Here is a 10,493-nt window from a genome sequence, read left to right on the forward strand (position 1 = left end):
CGAACACTAGCGGCCACGCCGCCGGCCGACCATTCTTAGGGCATGGCGACGGTAAAGCACACCAGACCGTGGGTTCGGCTGTTGACGCAAGGCGGGTTGGCGTTGTCCGCATTGGGGCTGGCCGGCGGTGTCGCCCAGGCGGCTCCGGCTCCCGCGCCCAGCAATCACTGGTGTCCTGGTCAGCAATGGGACCCGGCCTGGGGCACCAGCTATCACTGGGACTGGAATCAGTGCCACGACTGGCAGGGTCCGGCACCAGCGGGCTGGGGGCCCTGGGGACCGCCGCCGCCCTGGGCTCCGCCGCAGCCGCCGCCACCCGCGTGGGCGCCTCAGGCGCACCTGATGTGGAACCCGACCTCCGGCGCGTGGGGCTTCTTCAACAACGGAGTATGGACTCCGATCTAGTAGAGCGCCTCGCCGCGTTTGGTCGGCTTATGATCAAGGATCAGATTTCCGAATCGGAAATTGCGATTATTCGCATGCTACGCGAGTGGCCGGGTTTCGCTGACGGCGATATGGTGGAGTAATTCCGCCGATGCGGAATGCATCGAAATATATTCTGCCGCAGCACTATTGGAACGAGTAGTCATATTCGGCCGGTAGCGGAATTTGTGTCTCGGTGCTTGATGGCTTGCCCGCGAACCGTTACCGGTGCTGCGCGCAGGAGAGGAGTTGGGCAGCAATGGTTTCCGGCAGTCAAGATCCGACGCGGACGGCGGCGTTTGACCACACCGACTCATCAGTTCCGGCTGCGGCAGTGCGGCAACTCTACAAGGACATGCTTCAACATTGTCCGATCGCTCACAGCGAGCGCTATGGCGGCTTCGACTATGTCAACCGCTACGACGACGTCCGTGGCGCACTGCATGACAATGCCCGGTTCTCTAGCGCTGATGGAATCTTCATCCCGCAGAACGGATTTCCAAAAATACCAGCGTTAGAGGACGATCCCCCGGATCACACCGTGCTGCGACAACTGATGGAAGGTCCGCTCAATCCGCGGGCAGTCCGCGCATTCGGTCCGACTATCCAGCAGATCGTCGATTACCTGATCGACCACTTCGTGGCCCGAGGTTCGGCCGATCTGGCGTCCGAGTTCTGCGATCCACTGCCTGCCATCGCGATCTGCCGCGTGATGGGACTCGACCAGGGGGAGGCGGGCGATGTCCGCCAGCTGGGTATGACCCTTTTCACCAGCATTGGCACAGAAACGTTTGACGCAGCGTGGCAAGAGTTTTCGAACTTCATCGACGGTCAACTTCAGCTGCGTACCCGTGCGCCCCGCGACGACTACTTGACGAAGTTAGCCCAAGGCAATGTTGGCGGAGTAGCGATTGACAGCGATTTGGTCACCCGGATTATGACAGCCTTCCTGGTAGGTGGTCACCACTCAACGTCGACAGGCATCGCAGGAACGCTGCGCCACATATTGGCGTATCCGGGTCTCGCTGCTGAAGTGACCGAGTCCGACTCAACACTAGGGCGCGCAATTGAAGAAAGTCTTCGCCTGACGACACCGCTGCAACTTTTCGCCCGGACCGTGTACAGCGACACAACCATCGGTGATGTGCAGTTCACCCGAGGAGATCGGCTGATGTTGAACATAGGGGCCGCCAACCGGGATGAGGATCAGTTTCCGAATCCCGACGCCTTTGACATCGACAGAGCGCGCAAGCCGCATCTCGCGTTCGGTGCAGGCATTCACTACTGCGTTGGGCAACACTTGGCCCGCGCCGAGATCCGGATCGGTGTCCGCACGTTACTGCGGCGCTTACCGGATCTCCACCTTGTCGGCCCGGTCGTCGAGGCAGGCCTGACTGGAGGAACATTGATGGCTATCACCTCGCTTCCCGTCGAGTTCACACCGGGGCTGCGGAGCTGCCTTAACGACTAGTCATGCGCGCCAAGGAAGTCCCGCATGCATCGATCGAAACGTTCTGGCTGCTCAAAAGGGCATATGAGCGCTGCCAGTGAACAACGCAAACCGTGACCCCTTGATGCGCCGATGCATTTCCCACATGTGGTCAGGGGTGCACTCGTCGAAGGTGCCGGCGATGATGAGGCTTGGCAGGCAAATCTCAGCCAAACGGTCGAGGATGTCCCAGGTTCGAAGATTTCCATTGATGCTGAACTCGCTTGGTCCGAACATCGTTTCGTAAATCTGAACTCCGACGTTGTTAATGGAGTGCTCGAGCTCTGCCGGCCAAGGAAGCACACGACAGATGTACGTCTCAAACCAGGTTTTGCTGGCGGCCTGGTAATCGTCGGAGTCGGTCGTGCCCGCGGACTCGTGATGGTCGATGACCGATTGCGTTGCCGGGTCCAACAGCGACTTCAGATACGCAACGTCTTGCGCAAATCTCTGCATCGACGCGAGGCTGTTCGAAAGGATCAAGCTAACCGCCTGAGGCGGCGCGTCGAGTACGTATTGTTGCGCCAGCATGCCGCCGAAGGAATGACCGTAGAGATGGAACCGATCTAAGTTGAGCGCTGCGATAACGGCACGGAGCTCTGCCACAGAGCGGCGCATCGTCCACAGCTCGGCATTAGACGGTGATTCGGATCTGCCACAGCCAAGCTGATCCCAGAAGATGACCTCTCTGCTGTCGGCCAGTCGCTCCAGTGAGCCGAGGTAGTTGTGGGGGAATCCCGGCCCACCGTGAATGACCAGCAGGGGTAGTCCCGTCCCGCCCCCAATGCGCTTGAACCAGATGTTCCCGCCAGGGACGGCAGCCGTCCCTTCCGATCGAGTCATTACGTGGTCCATTCTTTGGTATCTGCTGTACTGCAGGGAATTTCGTGGGTCAAGACGTCTAGCATAGGTCTTCAGTAAGGGCATCGATATTTCGATCGCTAGGAATTGCCTTGCAGGAGACAGCTTTTGCGGCCGCAAAACCCTGAAGTGTCCAGATCGTCCGGCTTCAACTGAGCTCGTGGTACCGAGCTTATAGTCGAGATATTCGTAATATCGTTGTGCTAGTGCATAATTTCGCATCCTTGCGCGGCACATCGCACCGTGTATCTGCGACCTTGCGCGCCTACACTTGGCTGTGAGGGCTTCGACGGATTTGTTAGTCCGAAGCTTCGCCTCATTAATGAAATCACCAGGGCTGCAAGCGATAGTGCCTACTCGATGCGATTGGACTGGGTCTGCAGTTCTACTAGCGGTAGGGGATCGAATGAATCTGAGCGCGGCCCAGCGGCAACACTGGCAGGATACCTATCAAGCTCATCCGCATATGTATGGCTTTGCGCCTTCGGCGCCAGGGGTATACGCCGCGCGCGCCTTCAAAGCTGCTGGGGCCGAACGGGTACTCGAGTTGGCGGCAGGCCACGGTCGCGATGCCCTATATTTCGCAAAGCAGGGATTCACGGTGTTGACCTCAGACTTCAGCAGTGTCGCGGTCGCGCAGATCCGGCGCGATGCCAGGTCGGCAGACCTGGAACCACGAATTCAGGCATTCGTTCACGATATTCGAGAACCGCTGCTGCTGAGCAGAAGCTCCGTTGACGCGGTTTACGCGCACATGGCGTTATGCATGGCACTGAGTACCAGCGAGATTCACCGCATCGTTGACGAGATCCACAGTGTGCTGCGTCCTAACGGAATGTTCGTGTTTACCGTCCGGCACAGTGGAGATGCGCACTACCGCGCTGGCAACAGCCACGGTGACGACATCTTTGAGTCCGGTGGCTTCGCAGTCCACTTCTTCACTCGACAGCTTCTCGATGACCTGGCCAACGGGTGGGTGTGCGACGAGGTGCACGCTTTCGAAGAAGGCGAGCTACCCCGACGATTGTGGCGAGTCACATTCCGCAAGGACGGTTCGAAACTTTGAAGTCGACCGGTGGCGGCCACTGCTCTAATCCCCACTCCGCAAGTGGTGACGGTCGTACACCAAGAGGCAGGGCCTGCTCGCTTATCCTGCGCGGCAGTGTGTCTCAACCCAAGGCCATGGCAGGTCTTCGAGTTCAATGCGCGCGATGCGTTTTCCGGTGTCCATGTGGCACGCGTATGAGGTTAGGGAGATTCGCGAGTGGGCGAAACACGGCAGAGAGCAATCGTTTTGGGCGCGAGCATGGGTGGACTCCTTGCCGCACGTGCATTGGCCGATTTCTACCACACGGTTACTGTCGTCGAGCGGGACCGTCTGCCCGAGGGACCGGTTAATCGCCGGGGTGTTCCGCAAGGCAAGCATCCGCACGCCCTGCTGGGCAAAGCTGTGGAGATTCTCGGGCACCGATTCCCGGGCCTCTTTGATCAGTTAGTCGCCGATGGCGCAATCAGATGGGACGACGGCGACTTATCCAGATTCTGGTGGATGATCGGGGGGCGCCTGATGGCGCGTTCGTCCACACTCCCCGATCCCGCGGCGATGACGAACTACCATCTGAGTCGTCCGCTACTCGAATGGGGAGTTCGCCGAGCGGTCCGAGCAATCCCAAACGTGAAAATCCTTGAACAGCACGATTTTGTCAGCTTGGGCACCGACCCCGAACGCCTTCGCATCACCGACGTGTGGGTCTCCAAGCGCGATAATGACACCGCGATGCGGCTGCCGGCAGATCTGGTCGTGGACGCGACTGGTCGTGGCTCGAGAACCCCGATGTTTCTTGAGCAGTTCGGATACGACCGTCCACGATCTGACAGCGTTGATGTGCGTCTGGCGTACTCAACGTTACCCGTTCGTATTCCGCATGGAATGCTGACAGAAGTCATGGTGGCGAACCCGCCAACGCCGAGCCGTCCATCGCTTTTCGCGATGATCGGTTGCGAGCAGGACACCTACTTTGTCTGTGTGGGGTTTCTGGGAGGTCAGGACCCGCCCGTTGCGCGCGAAGCGTTCCTTGACCTCGTCGCGGAAGTTGCGCCTCCCCACGTGACGGCTGCGGTCCGAGCAGGAGAACCGCTCGCTGAGGTGGCACAGCATCGGGTGCCGTCTAACCGATGGTTGCGCTACGACAAACTTGCTCGGATGCCCGAGGGGTTATTGGTTTTCGGCGATGCGGTCTGTAGCTTCAACCCGATTTACGGCCAAGGTATGACGATCGCCGCGATCGAAGCTGAAGTATTACGCGACTGCCTACGCCGCGACAACAACATTCGTCACGTGCAAAAGCGGTTTCATCGGAGATCAGCCAAGAGCATTCGGACCGCATGGGGGACAGCAGTCCGGTCGGATCTAGCCCTCCCATACGTCCCGGGCCGTCAGTCGCTATCGGCACGGATGACAACTCCTTACATGAACTGCATTTTGGCAGCGATCGAAACGGATCCGGCAGTAGCGCAGCAGCTTCTCCGCGTTCTGTGGATGATCGACAGTCCCGCTTCTCTATTTCGCCCGGCTATTGTGGGACGAGCCGCCCGGGCTTTGGTCGCAGGTGGCAGACGTCGTGTACCTCGACGCGACGACGTTGGGTGCTGTTCGATCGGGTTGCCCTTCCGGCGTCCACGCGGGTAGGCCGCGACGGCGAATGTCGGCAACAAATTTGCAAACGAGGGTGTCTGATGGTGCGGCGAGGATGCCTACGACGTCGACCGAAGTTCCCGGTAGTAGTCGCCGTACGGTTCCGGCCGGCCGTGACGGCATTGCCGATACGGGGGCGATGGTTATCCCCATCCCTGCGCCGGCCAGTTGCACTGCGGTGCGCGCACTTCGGGTTCGCAGCACCGGGTTGAGTTCTACCTCGTGGCGTGCGGCGAGTTGATCGATCCACACGGCGAGCGCGTTCTCCTGGTCGTAGTGTACGAACGGCTTGCCTTGCAGGTCATGAAAGGGTACGCAGGACATCCCGGTGAAGGGGTGTCCGGGCGCCGCGACTACAACAACCTCTTGTTTGCCGAAGATTTCGATGCCCGCATCGGTAGCCCGGGTAGGGTGCGAGCCAAAAATGACGTCGGTTTGCCCAGCTTCGAGCAGGTCCAGCATGGCGTCGTCGCTGGTGAATTCGGACAGTTCGAGGTGGACGCCGGGTCGCCGCGATCGCCAGTGGCGCAACACGGGTAGTAGAAGCCACGTGGTCATCGTCTCGACACAGGAGATGCGTATTCGTCCCGCGTCGGCGCGCGCAACCCGGCGACCGATCCAAATTGCTCGCTCGGCCGCCCGCAGAGCCACTCGCGCCTCCTCGGCGGCTGCCCTGCCGGCGACGGTGATCCGCATGCCTCGCCATAGTCTGTCTGCTGCCGGAGTATCTAATTCCTTTTCCAGGATTGCGATTTGGTGCGATACGGCGGGCTGTGACATATGCAATGCCGCGGCTGCAGCGGAGACAGAGCCGTGGTCGACAAGCGCGACCAAACATTCCAGCGCGCGCAACGTTGCCATTTTGCGAGAGTACCTTGCGGTAGCTGCCGATGACGTATCCACGAAATATGCTTGGATATAACAGAATAAGCATATTGCCGAGCCATTCTACTTTTGTATTCGTTCGGAAGAAATCGCGCATACCCTCGTCACACGAACCGACTGAATCTCCCCCAAAGGTTGACCGGTGCGATGCTCAAACTTGCCTATACTCCAGACTGGAGTATAGTTATAGTCTGAAATGGAGTATCGGATGAAGGTGGTCCGCGCCGCGCGACGGGTAGGCGAACACAACATGGCACGCCGGGTGACCGGAGTCGAGCCGCCCGCCGATGTAACGCGGCCTCTTCCACCTAGTGGAGTTGAATGAGCTAGACATGACGACATTGCGGACATTGGAATGCCTCGTCGCACTGGTGGAGCACCGTTCGGTCAGCAGAGCCGCAGCGGCACTCTTTATGTCGCAGCCCGCGCTGTCTCACCAAATCGCTTCGCTGGAAAAGGAACTCGGCACACCCGTGGTGGAACGGTTGCCGCGAGGGGTGCGGGTGACGGCGGCAGGCCGAGCCGCAGCGCAAGAGGCTCAAGCCGCGCTGAGCGCCGCGGCAAGGGCGATACATGTCGGCAAGCGGGTCGCCCAAGCCGGTGCCGGCAGCATCCGGATCTCATGTGCGGAGACGATGACGACATGGTTGCTGGCACCGGTGCTACGCCAATGGCGTTCGCAGCGCCCCGAAGTACAGCTTGACCTGTCCGAGTTTACGAGTGCTGATGCGATGGTCGAGAGGTTGGAAGCGGGTGTCGTCGACATCGCGATTGGGCCGGCGCCAACGTCCACCACTGCCCACATCAGCGTCTTCGGCAAAGAGGAGATTGTCGTCGTTGTCGGGCCGGGCCACCGTTTCACAGGGCTCACGGACGGAGTCGCCGTCAGCGAACTCTGCGACGAACCCTTTATCCATTACGGCCCCGACAACGGGCTGGCCGCCAGCGTCGACGAACTTGCGGATCGTCACAAAGTCGTCCTGAATCCTGTCCTGCACACCCGGAGCCCACGGACCGCAGCCCAGCTGGCTGCCGCCGGGATCGGCGCGACGCTTGTTCCGGTATCGGCCCTGGCGCCTGGGTCACCGGGAGTGGTGCGGCGCCTACGACCTCGAGTCGAACGCGATGTCATCGCGGTGGTCGCCGCGCCGTCAGACGGGCTTGTGCGCCAATTCCTTACCGATATTCACCATCGCGGTCTCCCGAATTGGTCAGTTCAATCTTGCGCGGGCCAACTGCCTCACAACACCGCGACGGCGTCAGCGTCTTGCGATGGGGATCACGCGCCGGGCGACTCGTCGCTGCTGCCCGGTTCACCGCCGGTGTGTGCGGCAGGGGCGTGAACGACCTTCGTCGGGAACAGATTGACACGACGCCCCGATGCGCACCGCCCTCCTATGCGGGGTATCGGTCAACAGCACATCGGCGATGTTCTGTGCGCGTTCCCGGCTTCGGTGCGCCGTGGCGAGATCGTGATTGGTCGCCCACCGCGCGGCACGCACGTGCCAGCTGTAAGCGGCACGTAAATCCCCTGCGGCAGTGAGATGTTCCGCGATCAGATCGGCATTGGAGTCGCAGTCCTCAGGTTCTTTCGCTTCGATCGCAGCGGCGGCCTGACGATGTAGCCGCACGCGGTCGGACTTCAGTTGTGATTCATAGGCGACGGTGCGAATCAGCGGATGCCGGAATGCGTACTCTGCGCATGGCGCATGCCGGATTTGGTCGACGAGCTCAGCCGCGACCAGTTCGTCGACGGAGACCTCGCCGCCCAGACGCGTCAAAAGATCGGCGTCGAACCGGGATCCGATGACCGCGGCCGCACTGAGCGCACGCTTGGCCAGCGGGCCCAGCCGATCGATGCGAGCGCCGATGGTCGCCTGCAGCGTTGCTGGGACCCGGACATCCGCGGCTTCCTTCACGCACACGTGACATCCTCGGGTGCCCTCCAACACGCCGCGTTCGCAGAGTTCTCGAGTCATTTCGTGTGCAAAGAAAGGATTTCCGCCCGCGCGCGCGGCAATAGTTTCGCAAACTTCCCGAACGGATGGATCAGGGCCGAGCAAATCACCGGTCAGCGTAATGGTTTCGGCCTCGTTGAGCGGTGCGAGCGCAATGGTCTGGGCGTTGGCAACTGCCCGAAGGGGCCCGCGGTACTCGGGGCGGTAGGTGACAATCACCAGCCAATGCGTCCTAGGGGTCACGGCCAGGAAGTCGACCAGCATGGATTCACTCACCCCGTCGATCCAGTGCGCGTCCTCGATCACGACGACCGCTGTCTGTGTGGGGTTTAGGTGAGAAGAGATGAGCGCCGTCAATCGTCGCCGGCGCACCTCGGGGTCGATCTTCGGCGGCGCCACGTGGGGGTCGGCGATGCCGAGCAGGTCGTCCAGCAGCAGCACATCATCTGCATCAGCGTCGGCCATAAATGCCCTGATTCGTGCCCGCGCCACTCGATTATCTAGGCCGTTCAATCGATTCGCCACTCGCAGCAAACGCGCCACGGCTCCAAATGGAACATCGGAGGTATGTGATTCACCGAAGGTTGGAAATCTTTTGACACCAAGACTTCTCGCCACTTGTACGAGTTCACGGGCCAGCCGCGTCTTACCGATGCCAGCCGGGCCAACCAGGCCGACCACGGAGCCGTGTCCAGCCATGGAGCGATCCAGCATCGCCGTCAACGTAGCCAATTCCCGCTCTCTGCCCACTAATGTCGGCGGACAATCTGCAGTCCGCTGGTGCTGTGCGCTAATGCCCAAAAGGCGATGAGCTTGCACTGGATCAGTGGCGCCTTTGACCTGAATTTGTTGAGCCTTATCGAGAGCGAGCACGTTCTCGACGAGTCGCGCCGTGGCTGCGCTGATCATGACGGCGCCAGGAGGCGCGATCGACTCCATTCGATGCGCGATGCCGACCTGCTCGCCGACGGCGGTATATGCCGGTGTGCGGGAACCGATTTCACCGACGATCACCTGCCCGGAATTGAGCCCGACCCGCAAGCTCAGATCCACACCGTCGTCGACCTTGACCTTCGCGGCAAGTTGCTTGGCTTCCTCTTGAATACCGAGTGCGGCCAAACATGCACGCAGCGCATGATCTTCGAGCGCGGTAGGTGCGCCAAAAATCGCCATGACTCCGTCGCCGGTGAACTTGTCCAGTGTTCCGCCGTGACGCTGCACGGCAGCCGCTGATCGGTCGACCAATTCGGTCATGATTTCGCGCATCCGCTCCGGTCCCACGGCGGCTGCGACGTTCATCGATTGCACGACATCAGCGAATATTACGGTGACCTGTTTATATTCCGCTGCTGTTCGTACGCCGGCGATCGGTGCGCCACAGGCATCGCAAAAGCGTGCCGACGAACGCAATTCGGTTCCACACGCCATGCATGCCGACGGGGCGTTCATCTTAAACACCCCCGATGACTGTCGATGTTGTTCGGCACAGGTCAGCCATGTCAAGTGAATCAACAATCAGTTACGTTTGCGCACAAGCTGATTGCGGATCTTGTTTTGTCGGAACCGCTGAACCTCGAGTACTACAGTAGTCGGCACATGACGGGCGTGCGCTTTTGAAATATGACATTTTTGGGGCATGTCATTCGGAAATTTCTATACCACGCCCGTTGCCGGGCGGGCTTGGTGCAGAACGCCTGGTCGCACGCTCAGTGACTGATGGGGTGGCAACACCTATGTAATTCAGCACTTTTCGTCAATGGCGTCGCTAGCCGGCGGCTTATCGTGACCGCATAGCCCTTGAAGGCCGGCTGGGTGGAGACCGCATCCGAGACTCGGAAGTAGAAGTCGGGCAGGTCGCTCCGTCTTATGATGTGTTTGCGTTGCGCCGTGGTCTTGTTGATTAGATTTCGCGAATGCCACAAACACAACGGTGGTAGGTAATCTTTTTGGAATGGCAACGCTGAGGGCGCTGGAATGCTTGGTCGCCCTGGTCGACCATAGATCTATCAGCGCAGCAGCGGTGGCCTTGCACATGTCGCAGCCAGCTATATCACACCAAATTGCGGCGCTGGAAAAGGAATTAGGAACTTCTGTGGCCGAAAGGCTACGGCGCGGCGTACGCGTTACTGCCGCCGGCAGGGCGGTGGCCGACGAGGCGCGCATCGCGCTGCAGGCAGCTCGG

At 60.2% G+C, this 10,493-nt stretch carries 7 protein-coding genes and 2 pseudogenes; 6 read left to right on the top strand and 3 right to left on the bottom strand.

The features are described 5' to 3' along the window. The first annotated feature begins 42 nt into the window (after nt 1-42). Both DB708_RS18805 and DB708_RS18810 read left to right on the top strand, forming a co-directional pair. Nucleotides 43-405: a hypothetical protein gene (locus DB708_RS18805; RefSeq protein ID WP_201263560.1), complete on the top strand. Its 363-nt coding sequence runs from the start codon at nt 43-45 to the stop codon at nt 403-405. Nucleotides 406-682: 277 nt separating this feature from the next. Then, nucleotides 683-1,894, top strand: coding sequence for a cytochrome P450 (locus DB708_RS18810; RefSeq protein ID WP_108924490.1), 1,212 nt, complete (start codon nt 683-685; stop codon nt 1,892-1,894). On the opposite strand, the pseudogene DB708_RS18815 reads toward DB708_RS18810, so the two are convergent. Then, a pseudogene (locus tag DB708_RS18815) lies at nt 1,891-2,755 on the bottom strand (proline iminopeptidase-family hydrolase). The gene DB708_RS18810 and the pseudogene DB708_RS18815 sit on opposite strands and share 4 nt — an antisense overlap. 424 nt (nt 2,756-3,179) lie before the next feature. Between DB708_RS18815 and DB708_RS18820 the strand changes: the two are divergent. Both DB708_RS18820 and DB708_RS27775 read left to right on the top strand, forming a co-directional pair. After that, nucleotides 3,180-3,839, top strand: coding sequence for a class I SAM-dependent methyltransferase (locus DB708_RS18820; protein WP_108924491.1), 660 nt, complete (start codon nt 3,180-3,182; stop codon nt 3,837-3,839). Nucleotides 3,840-4,037: 198 nt separating this feature from the next. Continuing rightward, nucleotides 4,038-5,462 carry an FAD-dependent oxidoreductase gene (locus tag DB708_RS27775; protein ID WP_235616851.1) on the top strand — a complete coding sequence of 475 codons (1,425 nt, stop codon included), beginning with the start codon at nt 4,038-4,040 and terminating at the stop codon, nt 5,460-5,462. 135 nt (nt 5,463-5,597) lie between these two features. Here DB708_RS27775 and DB708_RS28235 read toward each other — a convergent pair. Beyond that, a pseudogene (locus DB708_RS28235) lies at nt 5,598-6,329 on the bottom strand (LysR family transcriptional regulator); the annotation flags it as partial. Nucleotides 6,330-6,685: 356 nt separating this feature from the next. On the opposite strand from DB708_RS28235, the gene DB708_RS18835 reads away from it, so the two are divergent. After that, nucleotides 6,686-7,696, top strand: coding sequence for a LysR family transcriptional regulator (locus tag DB708_RS18835; RefSeq protein WP_108924589.1), 1,011 nt, complete (start codon nt 6,686-6,688; stop codon nt 7,694-7,696). Here the strand turns inward: DB708_RS18835 and DB708_RS18840 are convergent. Further along, complete coding sequence (locus tag DB708_RS18840; protein ID WP_108924493.1) at nt 7,667-9,760, bottom strand: ATP-binding protein; 2,094 nt, start codon at nt 9,758-9,760, stop codon at nt 7,667-7,669. The two genes, DB708_RS18835 and DB708_RS18840, sit on opposite strands and share 30 nt — an antisense overlap. Before the next feature lie 502 nt (nt 9,761-10,262). Between DB708_RS18840 and DB708_RS28240 the strand changes: the two genes are divergently transcribed. Beyond that, on the top strand, nt 10,263-10,493 hold a 231-nt coding region (locus tag DB708_RS28240; protein WP_133251028.1), incomplete at its 3' end, for a LysR family transcriptional regulator.

It is taken from the genome of Mycobacterium montefiorense, assembly GCF_003112775.1.
In the GTDB taxonomy this organism is placed as follows: Bacteria; Actinomycetota; Actinomycetes; order Mycobacteriales; family Mycobacteriaceae; genus Mycobacterium; species Mycobacterium montefiorense.